Annotated in this window: 22 protein-coding genes and 1 tRNA gene; 8 read left to right on the top strand and 15 right to left on the bottom strand. The window is 40.0% G+C overall.

Translation table 11 applies throughout. The features are described 5' to 3' along the window. Nucleotides 1-863, top strand: an 863-nt coding sequence (locus F7B60_02875) for a hypothetical protein (protein ID MCE4614460.1), incomplete at its 5' end; no start/stop codon positions are given. Nucleotide 864: 1 nt separating this feature from the next. Beyond that, nucleotides 865-1,266: a hypothetical protein gene (locus F7B60_02870; protein MCE4614459.1), complete on the top strand. Its 402-nt coding sequence runs from the start codon at nt 865-867 to the stop codon at nt 1,264-1,266. 129 nt (nt 1,267-1,395) lie between these two features. Here F7B60_02870 and F7B60_02865 read toward each other — a convergent pair whose 3' ends face one another. Both F7B60_02865 and F7B60_02860 read right to left on the bottom strand, forming a co-directional pair. Then, nucleotides 1,396-1,632, bottom strand: a complete 237-nt coding sequence (locus F7B60_02865) for a DNA/RNA nuclease SfsA (GenBank protein MCE4614458.1) — start codon at nt 1,630-1,632, stop codon at nt 1,396-1,398. Nucleotides 1,633-2,106: 474 nt separating this feature from the next. Then, nucleotides 2,107-4,287, bottom strand: a complete 2,181-nt coding sequence (locus F7B60_02860; protein ID MCE4614457.1) for a beta-propeller domain-containing protein — start codon at nt 4,285-4,287, stop codon at nt 2,107-2,109. 120 nt (nt 4,288-4,407) lie between these two features. Between F7B60_02860 and F7B60_02855 the strand changes: the two genes are divergently transcribed. Further along, nucleotides 4,408-4,854, top strand: a complete 447-nt coding sequence (locus F7B60_02855; protein MCE4614456.1) for a LexA family transcriptional regulator — start codon at nt 4,408-4,410, stop codon at nt 4,852-4,854. A 1-nt stretch (nt 4,855) separates the two neighbouring features. Here the strand turns inward: F7B60_02855 and F7B60_02850 are convergent, their stop codons facing one another. The 4 genes from F7B60_02850 to F7B60_02835 form a co-directional block, all read right to left on the bottom strand. Next, nucleotides 4,856-5,671, bottom strand: a complete 816-nt coding sequence (locus F7B60_02850; protein MCE4614455.1) for a mechanosensitive ion channel family protein — start codon at nt 5,669-5,671, stop codon at nt 4,856-4,858. Between the two features lie 67 nt (nt 5,672-5,738). Then, nucleotides 5,739-6,506 (bottom strand): sulfite exporter TauE/SafE family protein, encoded by a 768-nt coding sequence (locus F7B60_02845; GenBank protein MCE4614454.1) that lies wholly within the window; start codon nt 6,504-6,506, stop codon nt 5,739-5,741. 62 nt (nt 6,507-6,568) lie between these two features. Further along, nucleotides 6,569-6,674 (bottom strand) — tRNA-Thr (locus tag F7B60_02840). A gap of 25 nt (nt 6,675-6,699) precedes the next feature. Beyond that, a complete protein-coding gene (locus F7B60_02835) occupies nt 6,700-7,359 on the bottom strand; it encodes an RNA ligase partner protein (protein ID MCE4614453.1) in 660 nt (219 codons plus the stop codon). Between the two features lie 65 nt (nt 7,360-7,424). Here F7B60_02835 and F7B60_02830 point away from each other — a divergent pair, with 65 nt between their 5' ends. Next, nucleotides 7,425-7,829 (top strand): hypothetical protein, encoded by a 405-nt coding sequence (locus F7B60_02830; GenBank protein MCE4614452.1) that lies wholly within the window; start codon nt 7,425-7,427, stop codon nt 7,827-7,829. Here F7B60_02830 and F7B60_02825 read toward each other — a convergent pair. The 5 genes from F7B60_02825 to F7B60_02805 all read right to left on the bottom strand — a co-directional run bounded on the left by F7B60_02825 (nt 7,809) and on the right by F7B60_02805 (nt 12,313). Next, nucleotides 7,809-8,198 carry a helix-turn-helix domain-containing protein gene (locus tag F7B60_02825; GenBank protein MCE4614451.1) on the bottom strand — a complete coding sequence of 130 codons (390 nt, stop codon included), beginning with the start codon at nt 8,196-8,198 and terminating at the stop codon, nt 7,809-7,811. The two genes, F7B60_02830 and F7B60_02825, sit on opposite strands and share 21 nt — an antisense overlap. A gap of 71 nt (nt 8,199-8,269) precedes the next feature. Next, nucleotides 8,270-9,472: a PLP-dependent aminotransferase family protein gene (locus F7B60_02820; protein MCE4614450.1), complete on the bottom strand. Its 1,203-nt coding sequence runs from the start codon at nt 9,470-9,472 to the stop codon at nt 8,270-8,272. 118 nt (nt 9,473-9,590) lie between these two features. Then, nucleotides 9,591-10,022, bottom strand: coding sequence for a universal stress protein (locus F7B60_02815; GenBank protein MCE4614449.1), 432 nt, complete (start codon nt 10,020-10,022; stop codon nt 9,591-9,593). 14 nt (nt 10,023-10,036) lie between these two features. Continuing rightward, nucleotides 10,037-11,062 (bottom strand): type II glyceraldehyde-3-phosphate dehydrogenase, encoded by a 1,026-nt coding sequence (locus tag F7B60_02810; GenBank protein ID MCE4614448.1) that lies wholly within the window; start codon nt 11,060-11,062, stop codon nt 10,037-10,039. Between the two features lie 3 nt (nt 11,063-11,065). Further along, nucleotides 11,066-12,313 carry a phosphoglycerate kinase gene (locus F7B60_02805; GenBank protein ID MCE4614447.1) on the bottom strand — a complete coding sequence of 416 codons (1,248 nt, stop codon included), beginning with the start codon at nt 12,311-12,313 and terminating at the stop codon, nt 11,066-11,068. A 116-nt stretch (nt 12,314-12,429) separates the two neighbouring features. Here F7B60_02805 and F7B60_02800 point away from each other — a divergent pair, with 116 nt between their 5' ends. The 3 genes from F7B60_02800 to F7B60_02790 are packed head-to-tail and all read left to right on the top strand — an operon-like array spanning nt 12,430 to nt 15,877. Further along, a complete protein-coding gene (locus tag F7B60_02800) occupies nt 12,430-13,821 on the top strand; it encodes a TldD/PmbA family protein (GenBank protein MCE4614446.1) in 1,392 nt (463 codons plus the stop codon). A gap of 19 nt (nt 13,822-13,840) precedes the next feature. Further along, complete coding sequence (locus F7B60_02795; GenBank protein ID MCE4614445.1) at nt 13,841-15,199, top strand: TldD/PmbA family protein; 1,359 nt, start codon at nt 13,841-13,843, stop codon at nt 15,197-15,199. 15 nt (nt 15,200-15,214) lie between these two features. Next, nucleotides 15,215-15,877 (top strand): MBL fold metallo-hydrolase, encoded by a 663-nt coding sequence (locus F7B60_02790; GenBank protein MCE4614444.1) that lies wholly within the window; start codon nt 15,215-15,217, stop codon nt 15,875-15,877. A 12-nt stretch (nt 15,878-15,889) separates the two neighbouring features. On the opposite strand, the gene F7B60_02785 is transcribed toward F7B60_02790, so the two are convergent. Beyond that, nucleotides 15,890-16,057 carry a ribbon-helix-helix protein, CopG family gene (locus tag F7B60_02785; GenBank protein MCE4614443.1) on the bottom strand — a complete coding sequence of 56 codons (168 nt, stop codon included), beginning with the start codon at nt 16,055-16,057 and terminating at the stop codon, nt 15,890-15,892. Between the two features lie 198 nt (nt 16,058-16,255). Between F7B60_02785 and F7B60_02780 the strand changes: the two genes are divergently transcribed. Next, nucleotides 16,256-16,603, top strand: a complete 348-nt coding sequence (locus tag F7B60_02780; GenBank protein MCE4614442.1) for a hypothetical protein — start codon at nt 16,256-16,258, stop codon at nt 16,601-16,603. Here F7B60_02780 and F7B60_02775 read toward each other — a convergent pair. The 3 genes from F7B60_02775 to F7B60_02765 form a co-directional block, all read right to left on the bottom strand. Beyond that, a complete protein-coding gene (locus tag F7B60_02775) occupies nt 16,600-17,631 on the bottom strand; it encodes a DUF1152 domain-containing protein (protein MCE4614441.1) in 1,032 nt (343 codons plus the stop codon). The genes F7B60_02780 and F7B60_02775 overlap by 4 nt on opposite strands. A 70-nt stretch (nt 17,632-17,701) precedes the next feature. Further along, nucleotides 17,702-18,451 carry an SDR family oxidoreductase gene (locus F7B60_02770; protein ID MCE4614440.1) on the bottom strand — a complete coding sequence of 250 codons (750 nt, stop codon included), beginning with the start codon at nt 18,449-18,451 and terminating at the stop codon, nt 17,702-17,704. After that, nucleotides 18,441-18,716 (bottom strand): DUF763 domain-containing protein (locus tag F7B60_02765; protein MCE4614439.1); only part of this gene is annotated, 276 nt, incomplete at its 5' end. The genes F7B60_02770 and F7B60_02765, both read right to left, overlap by 11 nt.

Genomic DNA, 18,716 nt, shown 5'->3' with positions numbered 1-18,716 from the left:
TGGAGAAGAACAGGCTGGTGAGGGAGATACTGATAAGGAAGTCCAGGGGGTCACCACTGACCATAGCCAGAGTACCCTTCGCGATAACAGAGAAAGGCCTACGCGTCTGGGCCCCACCCAGCCTAGAAACAATACCACCACTAGAAGAATCAAAAGTATATCATTTTCCTTGCGAAGCCTTGGAAAAGTACATAGGGCCCTTATATGGAGGAATGACTATATATTTATCTTATCCTGTTGATGCAAGACCATATCAAGCCATGCCTATTTTGATGGGGTTATCTGTTTATAATAAGGCTAAAACCCTGATCATTACGTATTCCAATTCTCCTGAACAGATAAAAGAGCTCCTAGCCGAGTCTTTCATAAGGCGTGGATATTTATCAAAGGACTCTTTAGAGGTTTTGATGAAAAAGATAAGTGAATTGTTTGTCATAAGGGGATTCAATCCCTCAGCATATAGTATTGAGGAGCTTTTTGCCCAGGAAATGAAGCTGATGGCTGATATTAACCCGGAGGTTACTATTTTTCACGGGATAAATGTCTTAGGTAAAATCAGTGAGGAATACCTTGATTTGCTAAGAAACCAAATCCTATTCCTAAAGTCTAAAGGAAGTCTAACCTTCAGACTAGGATCATTTTCTTCCGAGGAGAATTATGCCAGTAATGCTAGGGTTTCAGATGCTGTTGCACGGTTCAAGTACGAATCACTTGAAGAACCTGCTGAAAGAAGAAAATCTTTATCACTATACATATGGGTTGCTGGTCTTGATCCGATAATATTGAATTATAATACTATTGCTGTATGCGAAGAGGAAATGACGCTTAAACTCAAAGAGCTAATCCAGCGGGGGGGTAACTGATTTGGAGGGAATAAGTTTGACTGAAATACTAAATTATATCAAGGAATTCATGTATGATAAATCACCAGGTGTATTCATGATTCTTGACCTTAATTCCAGAAAAATACTTGGGACAGGGCTTACTGATGCAATCATTAAAAAACCTAAAGAAGTTTATACAATGTTACATACACTCTATCAAGACGATATTACAGCTAAATTTATTTTCAAAAGTATGTTAGTTAAGCCAATAGCAATTAGACTTGGGAAACTTGGGAGAGAAGAGGAAATAGAAAATGCTTTGCTTGGAGGCTGCGACAGTTTCATCGAATATCTAAGGTTAAATGGAGTGAATGGAAATTTAGATGAAAGCATATGTAGGCCTGCGACAAATAATAAGAAGGCCATTCATAGCCTCCCATAGCCTATAAAATTTTATCATAGTTGATAACTTGGTTGTATTAATTCAAGCTAACTGGTAGGTTACAGTTGTATAGGAGTATTTCTGCCTTGCTGCCCTTTACGCTAAGGCATAATCCTATGGACTTTACTTTTACATTGAATTTATTGCCTTGATTAATGCATCTTTTATTAATGGATCACCCCCAGTATAATGTTTGAATTCTGTAGCACTAGGGAATCCTGCAATGAATATAGTTACAGTCTTATATCCTTTGCGGGATAATTTTACTAAATGGCTTATATGTTTCCTACCTCTAATAGTAGGGCAATCTTGGTACATTGCTTCTCTATACTCTCCTTTTAAAACAGCGCTCTTTAACTCTACAATAACATCTCTGTCATTACAGTTAAGTCAAAGTTGAACCTAGAATCTCCTATTCGGGGCTGGTATTTTGAGATCTTACAATTCATTAACCAGGGGGAACAAAAACTTTTCCACTGCTACTTGAAACGCCTTCTCCGGGATTCGAGTATTAACGGGAGAACCGCTGTATACACTAGACCCTATTATATAATGAGTGGTTTTCTTGGCTGATTTCTTGGTGCATAATAGATATGACTGCCTGGAAAAAGAATGTCCTTTAATCGACTGGTATTTGTATTATGATTAGAGTTTTTCTCTGTTAGGATCTAAAGCTTCTACTACGAATCTATTAATCTTCCTGGCAACCTTACGGGAAAATACTTGGTTGATCCTTAATAACAAATGGCCACCACATTTCATGCATAAAAACCCAATAGTTTTCTACCATGGTCACTATTTGTAACTGTTACATATACTTCAGGGAAAAGATTGGAGTTTTTACTTATTTGGAAAAGCTGGTTGTGAGGAGATCATAGGTGTTAGTGTAGTTAAATTATATGCAATGATATAGGGTTCTATTTCTGTATTAACCATGTATAACACATCATCTATGTATAGGCCTCTCACTCTATTCATCGCCCTGTATATTTCTTGGTATGTTTCCTGAGTCACAGCTGTAGAATTGGTGCTGAACAATTTTAGTATTTTAACAACTCCCAGTTTACCAGATGTCTCATTTATTTTTAATACTGCAAGTCCGGCATAAATGTCCTTCCAGTATAAGTCTTGTACAGGTATTACTATCAAGTCTTTTTCTTTATAGAACAGGAATGCCTTATGGCCTCCCTCGCTGTTTAATACTGGACTCCATGAATGCTTGATAGATATTCTACTCAACACTTCTATTGTTCCATTGGGCTCAATCCTGTATGTTGAAATCCTTAGATTACGCCAGTCTTCTCCTCTTCCTACACCTATAAGTAATGTTGAATTTATTGGATGCATATATTCATCGAAACCTGGAGCTTTCAGGTATCCTACTACTCTCGGGTTCTTAGGATCGCTGAGGTCTATATAGAATAGAGGGTCAATGTTTCTATATGTAACTAAGTATAGTCGATCGCCGATAAATCTAACTGCGTGAATCCTCTCATTTACAGCTATGTCATTCAGCCTCGATATGGTGTTTAGTGTTGTAGCATTTAGTATAAGGAGAGATACTGACTTCTTCTCGAAGTCATATGTTACTATTCTAAGCATGCCATTATACTCATCTATTTGCCACTGTTTACTGATATAGCCTGTTATATTCGCTGTAGCAACGATTTGTATTTCATTTCCATTCATTTCCGCCTTTATTAGCGTGAAATTATTTACACGCGGGTATAATCTTACGATAGGTACAGGCGCTATTTCCTCCTGTTTATTAGCCTCAGTTGTAGTAGCTGTTTTAGCAATACTTATGTAAATCTCATTCGATCCGCTCACAGCAGTAGTTGAGTGTTGCGTCTCATATTTTATTCCCATATCCCTCAGTATAACAAACATATCCTGGAAAGATCTTGCCACTAAATACAGTGTATCGGGTGAAGGCATGTATACTATTGTAGCTTCGTCCCCTAGGACTGCTACGTTTCTTTCAGTCCAGTCGCTAATGTTTAGCCATGTTAGGATAGAATAGAAGTTCGGTGGACCGATAAGATAAATGTTTTGAGGCGGAACAGGGCCATTGATTGTTTCTGGCTCTATGGGAGATCCCGCAAAAGGTAATGCTATAGGCTCTTTAGTCACAAGAACAACATCCTGAGTAGCTGCTACGAAACGTGAGGATACCAAATCTCCGTCAACCCAATATGCGTTCAATAGCTTACCTTTGAAATCTAGTTTTAAAACCCAGGTAACCGTCTTAACAGGTATAGTGTATTGGGGTCCATAGCCATAGGTATATGCCACTCCATAAGTACTAGTTATTACAGCAATGACGCTCTCATTCGTAATATATAGACCTTTAGGGTTTGCAAATAACAAATGTATCTGACCTAATGTTTCAACAGTCTTATTATCTTGTACTATAGCTAAAGTCAAATTTGAACCTGTATTATACTTCCCAATGAAATGTGTTAAGCTAATAGAGTAGGCCATGTCGAGCTTTTTCGGCGGATATGCTTTGTAAACTATTAGAGCACCGTTTCTGCTTAGTAGAGCAATATACTTTCCATTTGTCTTAGCTATATCTTCTTCATCTATACCCGAGACCTGAACATTAGTCTTAGAATAGCTAGGACTCCCAGAATTGCTGGCAATTCCATTCGCAGTGGTTGTCATGGTAGCAACTGTGGTTGCAGGTACATATGGAGTTCCTACTGCTCGTACTACTTCTTCTTTCGCGTATAACAGACCCATATAAGGATAGCCATACTGAACAATGAGGGGCTTGTATAGGCTTAGATATCTGTCAAGTATTACTTTTAATGTCTGATAATTGCTGAAGGAAATTACTCCATTATTGTTGATTAACGCTAGAGATTCTTCGTTTTGCATAGAACTGGTGGACTGAGAGGTTGTTGTTTGGTTATTATACGGGTGGATGTTTGTTGCTATTTGGAATGATGCTATAATAACGAGGAATACTATTACACCTGATATTACAGGTTTCCATAGTGTTTTCTGTAAGCTCACTTTGCTCACCAAATCTATATATTAGTGTTTGTTCTAGTAAAGTCGAAGCGTTTGTACGGGTTGATCTATTTTCTAGATTTTAATCTTTGAACATCAAGTGTATCAAGTAGGGATAGCGTTTTGAGCGATCAGCCAGATAGGAGTAGTAGTGACCCGTTATTGGCTACGGGAGGTACTAGTTTAAGGGTGTACCTTTATTTGCTACAGGTTAATAAGCCCTTAGGTATAAGGGAACTTCAAAGATCCATGGGTTTTAAGAGTCCCACAACGGCTAGACATCATTTGGAGAGGCTAGTTGAGCTTGGGTTAGTTGAGAGAAGGCTTAATGGGTATATCGCACTCAAACCCAAGGGTATCTTAGGTGATTTATTCATACACACTGGCAGAGTTCTCCCTAGGAGTCTATTCCTTTCTTCATTCCTAGTATCATCGACTATTGGGTGTATATTTACTGGACTATGCGGTATTGCCGGTGACGCCTTACTTTCAGTTGCTTCTATAATAAGTCTCTACGACAGCTATGTGCATTATAGAGTGCTTAAAGAGTTGTTTACAGAAAAAGGTTAGGCTACGCTTTAGGCATATCTCTAACATGAACATCTAGTTGCGGGAATGGTATCTCTATTCTCTCCTCATTATATTTCGCGTATATTGCCTTCATTATTGCTTCCTTTACAGTGAAGAAGTCTTCTTTTCTAGCCCAAGCCCTTATTTGTAAATTCACCGATGAATCAGCTAGTTCTGCCACTACAACCTGTGGGGGAGGTGTCTCTAGTACCCCATCTATTTGATTGATAGTGTCTAATGCTATTTTGACTGCTTTGTCCAGATCTGTTCCATAAGCTACTCCAATGTTCAATGTTACCCTCCTTGTAGGCATCCTTGTATAGTTAACTATAGCGGATCCCCAGACACTCCTATTAGGGATCGTGACCACAGTATTATCAGGTTGTTTGAGGACTGTCGTTAATATACCAACCTCCTCTACTGCTCCTGTATGCCCTGAAACCGTTACTACATCGCCTTTCGAGAATGCTCTTGATACTACTATCCACACACCGGCTGCCAGGTTATTCATAGTATCCTGCAAACCAAAGCCTAGTATTAAGGCAAATATTGCTGATAAGCCTATTATTATGCTTCCAGTGTTGAATCCTAGTGCTGCTGCAACTGCTAATACGAGTACTACGTAGAGGATTGCAACTATTAGTTTTGTTAGCACACGGGCGACAAGTTCAGGTACACCCATTTTTCCAAGGCTTTTCTTGAAGATCGCTTCGAGTATCTTAATTACAATATAACCTACTACAGCAATAACAATACCCCAGATGAGGCCTTGAACTGTTATACTGGTCATTGGTATAGTTGATTGTAATATGCTCATTTTTTACACCTTACAATATGAACTTGTTTTAAATTCTAACTTAAATAATTTAATGATAGCATGAAAATTAAATTGACTTCAAAATTATTATCAATCCCATTATAAAGTAATATGATGCAGCTATAATCATCAACCATTTACCCTTCAATTCTAGCATTATACCTGCAGACGCTTTCGCTCCAAGATATGTTCCTAAAAGAAGTAGAACCGCGAGGATGACGTCAAGGTGACCAGTATAAATATATCCTATAACACCGGTTAATGCAGTTATTCCAACCATCAATTTGCTGGTTGAAACTGCCTTGTGTATCTCAAGGCCCAATATCACAACTAGAATAGGTACTTTCAACACTCCTCCTCCAATACCAAGGGTAGCTGAGAGGAAACCTGCTAATAGACTTACCATTAATGCTGCAGAAAGTCTCACAGTATTGTCGGTGTACTCTAACTCGCCGGATCTACCGTGTTTCTGCCTGTACATAAATAAAAATCCTGTACCTATTAGGACAGCACCTAGTAGCGCTTCTATCACGATACTGGACTCCTTTCCAAAGAAATAAACTCCTATTAGAGCACCAGTTACCGATGCCAATTCTAGTGTAAAAGCTAGCTTGTAATCAACTAGTCCCTTACTATATAGCTTCTTTAATCCCCCAGCACTAGTTCCCAGTATAGCAAACAGGCTTGCAGGAACCACCTTCTTTACATCAATACCTGCTAGGACGAGAGTAGGTACCATTATTGAGCCTCCGCCTATCCCGAGCAGCGTACCTAGGAATCCTGCTATAAATCCTACTATCGGTGTCAACACATACTCCATCCACGGCATAGGCATTGTTATCCGTTCCCCTAGAGGATAAACAACACTACCAGAAGATTAAACGATTTGTGGATAAGTGGAGCCGCCGCCGGGATTTGAACCCGGGACCCCCGGCTATCCCGCGACTTCGGAGTTCAGTTAACCGATACGAGGCCGGTGCTCTACCGGCTGAGCTACGGCGGCACCATGAGTTTTATACAAGGTTGAACTAGGTTTTTATATCATTCTTCCCATTTCTGAGAGTTCTAGCTCTTCTTAGCATACGACTCAAAGCATCTACGAATTGTTCAGGATCTATAACCATTATACCTAGATGCTCACACATATTCCTAATTCCGGCATCACTAGTTACAACAGCACCCTTAAGCTCAAGTGCTAGTATGACTGTATCGAAATCCTCCGGACTGTCTATGATCCCCTTGCGGAGTGCTTCCCTATATCTGTCCCTGAGGCTTCTGATTGTTACGGTATAATAATCAGAATCCCAAGAATCGCCGCATTCTTTACAGGTTTTAGCAACAATATCTTCTGCTATCCTCAAGCCTTTGTATATTCTTTTCCTCATATCTGATATATACTCGGAGAAGACTGATGCAGGAAGTTTAACGGTAAGCTTGTCCGGAGCCTTTACAGTTATCCAGGCAGAGAGTTCATTGACAGCATCCATTGAAACTCCATTGCCTATTAGAAATCTTCTTAACTCATTCCAAATGTTAGGTGTCATATAAAATGCCGCTCCCAATTCTAGTCTGGTGTCTCTAATCAAGCCAGTTATCTTTTTAACAATTGCCTCTAGATTACTTGCTTCTAACTTGCTCTTCAATCTCGTCTCTGTTAATGCTGTAGTATCTAAGGCAAATATTTGCATGCCTATTCCACCAATCCCTAGAGATATTTTAGTTTTAAGCCTCATTAAAAGTTGAGGGAGGATTGTTGGCAAATACAGGTTTTTGCGGTAAGAAAGGTGAGAAACCTCCTTATGCAACTGGCTTTATAGTTGACGATTATGGCCCTTTGTTTGCTTACTGGCGTATAGCACGTTCCGAGAACAGGGAGGATTTAATTGAGAAAGCCTTGATTCATGGTAGTGATATTGATATGCTAATGGAACTAGCTTCTAGCAGAAATAGTCTCGGAGAGTTTTTAGATATTTTAAGTGAGAAACTAAGTAGCAGAATAGACCAACATATAGCTTTAAAAGCTGTCCAAGCATGTAATTATAAGGCTTTGAACTCTTTAAGCGCCCGCCAGTATATATCAAGGATTCTAGCTGGCTGGCTAGTTGAGTTAGGAGAATCAACGGGAAGGATCGTGTTTTCAACTAGGAGAAACGCGTGAAATAGCTAGTTCTTTCCATCGGGTAGGGTTTGTTTTCCTTAATAGGTAAAGCTTGAGGAAGAGGTCATCTAGTTCGTCTTCCCAATCAATATATTCTCCGTATTCCTGGAGGGCTTCCGACAAAGCGCTTGAAAGATCACGTACGATCAGCTTTGCAATTTTCTCTCTTAGTGGTCCTTGAGCTAGTTTTAATGCTTTCCCCATCGTTGAATCGCTTGGATGCATTATTCCTGATGCATACTTAGATATTGCAGCGGGGGATATGCCAAGCATTCCGGCTAACCGTCTGTTCCCATATTCCGCTATTAATTCCTGTATTATCCTCTTTCTAACTGCTTTACCTAGGTGATGTGCATAGTATGAACTCATAGCCCTACTTCCCAAAGAAGATGTATTCCGAGGTTAGTATAAAACGGGTTGGAATAAACTGGAATAGAATTTTATATGCTTGAGAAGAATTCTCCTAGTCTTTTTATTCCTTCTCTTATCTGGTCTGGTGTTGGATAGCTGAAGTTTAATCTTAGAGTATTTCTTCCAGTACCATCAACGAAGAATGAGCCGCCGGGGACATAAGCTACTCCTTTCTCTAAGGCTTTGTACATTAACGGCTTGGTATCAATATCCTGGAAAAGGTAGACGAATATAAACATCCCTCCAACCGGTCTTGTCCATTTTCCAATGCCCTTGAAATATACTTCTAATGCCTCAAGCATTATGTCTTTCTTGGCTTTGTAGATCTTTTTGGCTTTCTCAATGGTTTTATCAACCACTCCTCTCTTAATGGCCTCTAATGCCACGTACTGAGATAGAGTGGATGAGTGGAGATCCACTGCTTGTTTCGCCAGTTCCATCATTGAAACCAGGTTCTCTGGACCTAGCATGAAACCTACACGTATTCCCGGAGAGAGTATTTTACTGAAAGTGCCAAGGTATAAGACTCTGCCATTCTTATCTAGTGTTTTCAGCGCTTGGAATTCTATGGGTTCAAAAACGAAATGGCTATATGGGTCATCCTCCACTATTAACAGGTCATACTGTTCTGCTAACTCTAAGAGGTGTTTTCTTCTATCCATAGTCATAGTTACTCCTCCGGGGTTCTGGCTAGTTGGAATAGTATAGATGAACTTGATCCTGGAGAGATCCTCTTCACTCAGCGATTTCAGCTTTTTCTCAAGGTCACCAGTTTTCATACCATTATCGTCTATTTCTATTCCTATGAATCTAGGTTCTGCAGGTTTGAAAGCATTTATAGCAGCTAGATATGTTGGTTTCTCAGTTACTACTATATCCCCGCTGTCAAGCAGAACTCTACTTGTAAGGTCTAATCCTTGCTGGCTTCCTGTTGTCACTAAAATAGTGTCATCATTACTGACCTTCACACCTTGATTATCCAGCCATGAAGCTAAAGTTTTCCTGAATAATGTAACACCAGCAGTTGGCGCATATTGAAGAGCTTCAGCTCCATACGTTTCAATAATATATGACGCTATTTTAGCCATATCATCTACTGGGAATGTTTGGGGATCCGGTAAGCCTCCAGCAAAGCTTATGACGTTTTTACCTTCTGCTAATTTCAGCAGTTCCCTAATCTCCGAGGCTTTCATATACTTGGTTCTATGAGAAAATAACCTATTATAATCCATTTCAAGGCACCCTTCGTTAGACCTTATATATCTTAAGAGTTAGTACATAGTAAAAATACTATTCCAAGTGAAAGATTACAGTTGACCCTTATTATAGGGGGAGTATAATGGGATTGTTTTATCGAATAACGAAAACGGAGACAACCGAGTTAGCTATTAGTGATAAGGCTTTACTGCCTATGGTTACGTCCTCGCTGACGGATCTACCCCTAGCACCTATTATTACTAGGTCATAGCCTCCATTAGTGGCTTCTTCTACCATAGCTGTAGCAGTTGCTTTTTCTCTCGGATCCAATTCCTCGTGTTTGAATGTAACTCGAATATCTAAATCTCCTATCCTCTTCTTAGCTTTACCTAAGACTGCATGCGAATCATCTTGCCCCCTATAGGTGGCGTAGTATACTACTATATGCGACCCGTATCTCACAGCGAAGTCCACAGCTATATCCAACGCTCTTAGACTGTTCTCAGAGCCATCTATAGGTACCAGTATTTTCCTGAATAGATAGCTGACTTCATATGTAGGAGTAGTAAATGATTTCCCCGACAATAACTTTCACCTCTTTAATAGAACTTATATGTTAAACCCAGGTTTTTATCTGTCTTCCTTACAGTTTCAACCCAAGTATCTGCAAGTTTAAAGAGTGCTCTAACTGCATCTACATTCTCTGGGACAACTATTGACTCTTGATGTACAGCTTGGAATAGTACCAATTCTTTACCGTTAATTGTTATACTGTCTTCGATAACCACAAGCTCAGGTATATCATTCCGACGCCTGAGATCTCTAGCTATTTCAATAACTTCGGCAGTACTCTTGATTCCTAGTCTATCAGAGCTCAATAACATTATTCTGGGAGCCTCGTTAAGAGCGTTTAAAACATTCTCCCTAGATACAGCTTCTTCAAGTTCCAAGAGAACGCTGTGAACATGCATTAATGTTGTAGGAACCGCTACTGCCGAAGTAATTATGTCCAGGTCTTCCACAACTGTTTTAACATCTTCGCCATGATGGCTTGGAAGTGCTGGAGGATCGAATAAGATCGCGTTTATCGGCCCCTTTTTAACTTCTCTAGGATCAGCTCCTCTGCGTATCAGTGTCGCTCTAACCTTCCTTACTCCAAAATTCCTTTTGATTGTACAAATTAATCTTAGAAGCCCTGTAGTATTACATGATACTACCCTTAAACTATTCAGTCCCAATGCCTCCTCATAATTGCATAGCGTAGAGAAAGAAGCTTCTGCAACATCCGGCTTTTCTCCTCCTTGGAACACTTGTTTGACCCTGTATTTCCCGTATACAGGCTTCATCTCTATGCCCTTCTTCCCAGGTAATGCATCGATGACTACATCACTTTTCTCTATCATCTCCTCTATAGTACCAGCCACCGAGAAACCTGCTCTTTCAAATGCCTCCAACTTGTTATCGGGTACGTATAAATTGTAACCCTTAGCAACTGCTAGGTAAGCGCCATAATCTGGCTTGGTTTTACTAACCCCCAATAAAACCATATCGTCCTGTTTATCTATAGCATCGGCTACTCTTTTACCTATAGTTCCATACCCATTTACCGAAACCTTCACTTTCACAGTTCACCACCCCAAGAATTTGCGTGCAGACATGTTCAACGCCTCTAAGGCTGGGAGAGGTTCACCTGCTAGGAAAAGAAGTAAAGCACCTCCTCCTGTCGAGAGGTGTCCTACCCGGTTTATCAATTGCTTGTTATTTAACTCCTTAAGAATGGCATTAAAGTGCCCTCCTCCAAATATCGTGAATGCCCCACTGGATAATGCTTTCTCAACAAGTGAAATAGTTCCTTCCTTAAACCTATCATCCTCTATGACGCCAGCCGGTCCCCTCATAACAATGATATTTGCTTCTTGGAAGAATTCCCCATACATTGTAACGGTCTGAGGACCTATATCCTTTGCAGGATCATCCAAAGAACCTAGAGCCCTTATCTCTATATCCCCATTCGGCATCTCAACCTTAAAGTCTATAGGAGTCTCTACTGGCGCGCCTTTCAACAATAACCTGCGTGCCCTTGGCACAAGAGGAAGAATACCTTTCTTCTCAAGCAGCGCCTTCTGCTGCTTTCCTATATCAATCCCTTTTGAAACCATGAAAAGAAAAGCCACCAATCCTGTCGTCAATATTCGGTCGGCAACTTTGTTGGCAACGATATGCTCTATTATTCTCAAGGTATCGTGGACCTTAGCACCTCCCAACACAAAAATTTTTGGCTCTACCTCAGGGTTGAATACTTTGGACAGCGCGTTTACCTCTTTTTCCATCAACCTGCCCATAGATGAGGGTAAAACCAAGGGAAAACCTACTATGCTAGGTTGACTCCGATGCGCAGTTGCAAAAGCGTCATTTACATAGTAATCAAAATGCTCTGACAGTCTGCGGACGAATATACTTGTAGCGTGTTTCTCAGGAACCATTTCAATGGTTTCTTCGGATAATAGCCTAGTGTTATCGAGAAGCAATATTTCTCCTTTACCTAGGGAACTAATGGCTTCTCTAGCAGCTGGTCCAATTATATCATCGATATATTTAACTTCCATGCCTAAATGCTCACTAAGTATTCTAGAGTGATTGTTTAGCAAAACGAAATCCAATGAGCCAGGTCTTCCTTGGTGGCTTATTAATACCAAGGCATTATTTCTTTCAACAACCAATTCTTTTATTGTCTTAACATGAGACTCAAACCTTGTAGTATCTAGGATTCTCCCTGTCTCCGGGTCTATAGGACTGTTGATATCTATACGCATCAAAACCCTACTGTTTCGAGGATCTATATCATCCAAAGTGGGGGCTTCAGGTATTCTTACCAATACGTTTCCCCAGATAGCCGTCGTTAGATTAGGGGGATTTTAAAATGATATTCTTTTTGATAAATGTGAGCATATTATAAACCTGTTAAGTGCACAGGATATTGAGGGTGAATGTTTTGAGTAACAGATTCTTAGACGAAATCGAGAGTTATACCAACGGATTCTCCTGTGGAGATTACTTTGATATTAGAGTGGTATTTGAGAGCGGTAGAAGTCTTAGAATGGAGAACGGTAGGATAACTACTAATAAACTATATAGTGAGAAAGGCTTGCATTCACGAGTATACTATAATAGCCACTGGGGTTCTGCGACTTCCTCTGCTATCGATAGAGAAAGCATATTGAAGACCTTGGAGAAAGCTTGTGCGATTGCAAGGAGTTCTTCAACTGCTACAGCACGGAGAGGTAGTTTGGGCAATTATAAGGTTATAGAATCTGGCTATGAATGGCCGGTAAAGAGGAGTTTTGACGATGTTGATCTTTCGGCAAAGATTTCTGACATGCAAATGGTTAACGGTATTTTAGAAGCAAAAGAATATGTGAAGAGCGTTGTGGTAAGGCTAAACGAATGGGTTGAAGAGAGGGTTATCTATACCTCCGAAGGTACTAAGGCCGTGGAGGTAAAACCGTATATCTACTTTGCTGCAATGGCTACAGGTTCAGTAGAAGGACGGAATATTACAGCGTACAAAAACATTGGAAGAATAGACGGTTATACCATATTCGATGATATAAGCCAAGAGGAATTTGCTCTCGGTATAATTGATAAACTTGAAAAACAAGCCAAAGCAAAATCCGTTAAACCAGATAAGTATGAGACTATAGTATCACCCCATCTCATAGGCACGTTAATACATGAAGCATTCGGCCATTTAGCGGAAGCAGACTTCGTGTTATCTGGGAGTGTGTTGAAAGAGTATAAGGGCGAAGAGATAGCTCCAGATTTTATCAACGTTAAAGACGTTCCGGAAGTTAACCAGGGTTTTGGGAACGTTAAATTCGATGATGAAGGGATACAAGCTAGGGATGCTATAATAGTCGATAAGGGAATGGTTAAAGAGTTCATGACCGACAGGGAAAGAGCGTTCCTCCTGAAGCAGAAACCTACAGGAAATGCTAGATCTGAGGGTTATCGCGTACAACCGTTAATCAGGATGAGGAACACTATTCTCATACCTGGAGACTGGGATCTAGAAGAGTTAGTGGAGGATATAGATTATGGTATACTGCTTGGAACCCCGCTTGGAGGAGAAGCAAATTTGGACGGAACTTTTCAAGTAGGAATCCAAGATGCGTATGAAATTGTAAAAGGTGAGATAGGGGATCCTATAAGAGTATCTAGTATAACTGGAAACAGTATAAAGATGCTTAGACACGCAGTTGGAGTATCCAAGGACTTCTGTATAGACTATGGCTTTTGTGGGAAAATGCAGTGGGTTCCCGTATCCTCTGGAGGTCCTTATCTGAGAGTCGCGAGGGAAGGCGCACCTTCCCTCGGAGCAGTCTAACATATAAGGGGTGATTATGTTGAGTAGTAAAGAAATCAAACTAAGAAATTCTGTCGAATTGGCGTTAAAGCACGCCGCTAGACTGGGTGTCACTGGTGTAGAAGTATATGGAACGCATTACAAGAGGTTGACTATAAACGCTTCTCAAGGAGAAATCAAATCTATATTGCATAACGATGAAAGTGGATTAGCATTACGACTCGACTTAAACGGAAGAGTAGTCTTCTCATACATCAATAGTTTAGATAAGAGTTCCATTATAGATTTCATTGAAAACACTTATAAAATGCTTAGGTCATCACCCGTAGATCCCTTATTCAAAGGATTCTATAGGTCTAGCGGCGAATATAAAAGTCCCCTAGAGATATACTCTCCAGTTATCTCACATCGACTATCAGATCCTACAGATCTCATTGAAAACCTTAGAAGTATTTTACCTAGTTTTGAGAGTGATAACTTCAAGGTTACATGGCTTTATGCAGGACTAGGAGAGGCTAAGCAGGTCATAGCGAATAGTGAGGGAGTCTTCGAAGAAGCTTCAACCACATTTGCTAGAATGTTTGTTGACGCAATAGCGGTTGATGGAGCTAACCGCAGTCCCTCAATATATGAAGCAGACGGGTGGAGAAACAGAATACCTGATCCTGAAAAACTCCTAGAGAAAGCGAGGGAAAAAGCCTTCAAAAGCCTTAAGAGAGGAAAAGTAAGTCTCCCTACAGAGTATAATATAATACTGACGCCGGAAGGATTCATAGAGTTGTTTAATGCTACGTATGGAGAAGCTCTGTTAGGAATAAGCTATGTAAATAAGTCTTCTCCATTCACAGATAAACTTGGAGAACAAATAGCTCCAGAGTGTTTTACAGTAACGGACGATCCCCAGGCACCAGGTAAAATGGGTAGTACACCATTTGATGGAGAAGGAGCCCCTACCTATACTAAAACAGTTATAGAAAAAGGTGTTCTAAAGACGTTCCTGTTCAATCACTATTATGCTCAAATTGCCGGGTTCCGAACAACGGGAAACGCTTCCCGAGCAGGCTATACATCCCCTCCCGGAATATCATGGAGCAACATACACATAGCCCCTGGCGAAGTGAAACTTGAGGAACTACTGGAAGAGGGAAACGTTATACTAGTCGAACGCATACAAGGTGTATTCAATGCAAGATTCCAAACAGGTGACTATGGAGGAGCAGGAACACCTTCATGGCTATATCTTAGAGGAGGAGAAGTAAAATCCCTCGGGTCCGTATCTGTATCAGGTAACATATACCAAGATGTAAAGAAAGGCTGTACGGTGACGAGAGATATTGAAGATAAGGGTTCACTAAGGGCTCCTTATATATTGATAAGAGCTAAAGTACATCAAATCTAATAACGGTGGACTTCATTGATCCGCATAAAATGGCATGGCCACTCTTGTTTTGAAATATGGGGAGAGAAAGGAGAACCTAGAATACTTTTAGATCCCCATGACGGAGGATCCATAGGATTACCAAGGCCTAAGCCGGAGAAACCGGATGTTATATTAGTGACTCATAATCATTTCGACCATAATTTCTATAAGCCATATGCAGGCAAAGACACTGTCGTTATAAAATGGAAAGAAGGAACATATTCCATCAAAGGTGTAACGATAACAGGTATACGTGTCCCTCACGATGAAGCTGGAGGGAAGATAAGGGGAAACGTAACTGCATACAAGATAAATTACAATGGAATAACATTGCTTCACCTTGGAGACCTAGGAACCGAAAAACTGCCAGAGGAAACATTAGATAAGTTGGCAGGATCAAACGTTGTTTTCATACCTGTAGGAGGAGTTTATACTATCGGCCCGGTTGCAGCTAACAGGTTACTTGAAAATATTAAGCCTAATGTCGCGGTTCCTATGCATTTCTGGATTACTGGAATGACTTTGCCTATAGATCCTATCGACAGGTTCCTAGAGGTAACAAGGTTCAGACGTTATAGAATAGATAACAATGAATTCGATTTAGACAAAGATAAGCTACCGGAGCCTATATCCATTTTCTTATTGAAGTTAAGATAAAGCGAATGATTATTAGGAATATATTCTCAGTCTTCTTGTTACTATTTTTCTTGTCTCCCTCTCTAGATATGTCTTTAACGCTCTTCGAATGACCTCGCTTCTAGTCATATTCTTATCGAGTGCAAATTGATCTATTTTCTCCAGTAGATCTTCTTCTATTTTGAATGTAACGACCTTCACATCTACCACCATAACGGATCTTAAATGGAGTAATACCCTGTAATACTATTAGAACTATTCTAGTCTTTTAATTGATATTGAAAGATTATAATATGTCGTATTCTTTATAGTAAAAGACATAATGGACTAATATTTTTATACTAATACTACAATCTTTTTCTTGTATAGAGAAGACTGATGTAGGACGGTAGACAACCTATGCCCACTGTTCATCTCTCAATACCAGATAGAGTTTACGGACAATTAAAAGAAAAGGCTGCTGAGCTGGGAATACAGGTTACAGACCTTATCAAACTCTATATAAACCAAGGACTTAGGTATGGCCTTAATCAAGGCGGTGGAGATCTTGAAGCTCTTAAAGAGGCAGGCAAAAGAATGGATGTACTAGAAGCAGAAGTTAAGCATAAACTGAATTTGCTAGAGGGAAGATACTACGAGCTCATGGAGCAGATAACTTATCTCTTTAAGAGAATTAATCTTTTACAGGAGCTTGTTGAAAGTAGAACCCCGGTTATACCAGAGGGGAATATGGAGAAAACCGTTTAACTTGTATTGGATCGACATCTATGTTTAAGCCTAGCTAGTCCGTCACTACGGACTTTGGTTATGTCTATCTCCTCTAGTTTCATACCTGTCTCTAAGAGTGCTGCTATGTCCTTCTCAAGGTTGTATTCTGTATAGATACATTTCTCGTTTAATTTATTAGATGCTTCACCTATATGCCTAGATCCAGCTACTACCCTAGCTATTTCACTGTGATTGTATACGACTGAAGCATCTAATAGAAAAGTTATAGTCGTACATGGAGAGACACTCACTTCGCGGGTTCCATTTCTAATAATAATCTTCCCATAGTATCCTTCGAACGCTTCTATTGGAATTCTACTAGCTTCTGTAATCACGTTGTTTTTAATCTTCTCGTAGAGAGAAACATCGTTTTTATCCAGGCCTACTGAGGTTATTAAACCGTTATCCCTAGCTATTTCTGATATATAATTATACACTAAATCTGCAGGTAGCTCCCCATCCGCTCCTGCTGCATGTATAGCAATTATCTTTTCCCCTTCAACTCTATTAATGGCGTAGAGTGAAAGTGAGTCAGCTAAGGGACTCCATAAGCCTTCCTCTTTACCTTTAGCTAAAAGGTCGCCTCCGACATCAACCCCTATTACTGTTTTTACACTCAGGTGATCAACTACTGAGGTGAGACCTAACGCTAATCCTTCAGCCCCCCTTGATCCATCGAGGAGGATTACCTTCTCATTTAAAGCGCCAGCGACTCGAATGACTTGGGGAATGATTTCATGCCCATATCTATAAGCTCGGCTTTTGCCTTCTGCTATAGCTGCAGTTTCAGATATTGGGTCAACATTGAAGAAGGCAATAAGTGGGATAGGCCCTGGATGCGGGTCAACTACATATCTCTCCCAAACTAGTGCTCCTAGATAAGTCTCTGCACCCATTGACTTTAGTTTATTATAAATATGGAGGGCGCCTATAACATCTCCTCCGCCACCAGCTCCAAATACTAATATTGGGTCATTTTTTGCTATTTCCATTAAAGAGTTAGCCATACTTCCAAACACCCTAGTCACTTCTGGAGGATAATGAGCCCTATATTAATTGTTGATCGTTACATTGCTTTTATATGAGCACTCCTTTGGTCATTGATCCATCTATAAGTATTGTGGTTCCATTAATGTATGAGGCGTTAAAAAGTAGGAATTCAACTATCATCCCGAGTTCATCGGGAGTGCCTATTTTTCCGCCAGGGTTTCTTTCTATTACAAGTTTTCTCCATGCCAATTCCCTATCTGTTAATCCTTTCTCTTCTCCTATTCTACTTATATTATATCGTGCACCGGGCGTGTCATATGAACCTAATAACACAATATTGATTCTGATGTTGGAAGGATATGTTCTCGATAGTATTTTTGCTATCCTAGATAATCCTGATCTTACTGTATCGCTTATAGCGAAATACGGCATCGGTTCTAATACGGATGCTGCAGATACCAGGATGATGGATATCCTATCATTATGTTCCAATGTTTTTTGGATAAGAAGTTTAATCAAGTAGAGAGGGCCAGCTAGGAGTATTTGAGCACCCTCTATCCAGTCCTCATAGCTAGTATCCAGGAATTTGCATGGTTCGCATGAAGGGTTCCCTGTATTTATTATAGCTGACCTTATGGGATTGATGTTATCTACTAACTTTTCTATCGCCTCTTTATGCCGAAAATCTAGGTATTCTAATCTATAAGGTAATTCTTGTTTTTTAGCTACTCTTGATGTTCCAATTACCTCATATCCCTTCATGTGAAGATATGTTGCTATATACCTGCCGATTCCTTTCGACGAAGCGGTTACCAGTATCTTAGAATTATAGACCATGCCTCCTCCACCATGGTAGTACTGTTCTTATTCTTTTCATCGCCTCGAGTTTAGTTTTATCATCGAGTTTCGCTTCATTTACTGCATACTCAAGTATTTCCATAACTTTTTTTGCAGTACTAGAATCGAAGGGATAAGGTGTACCGTCTTTTCCTCCTACTGCATAAGTGTACTTATAAGGCTCAATGAGATGTGTTACATTATCTTTGTCAGGAGAAGGTACATTATAAATTAGATCCGATATTAATGCCAATGCTCGTATAGC

Source organism: Candidatus Tiamatella incendiivivens (assembly GCA_015522635.1).
Taxonomy (GTDB): domain Archaea; phylum Thermoproteota; class Thermoprotei_A; order Sulfolobales; family Acidilobaceae; genus Tiamatella; species Tiamatella incendiivivens.
This window is presented reverse-complemented; position numbering and strand designations above follow the sequence as displayed.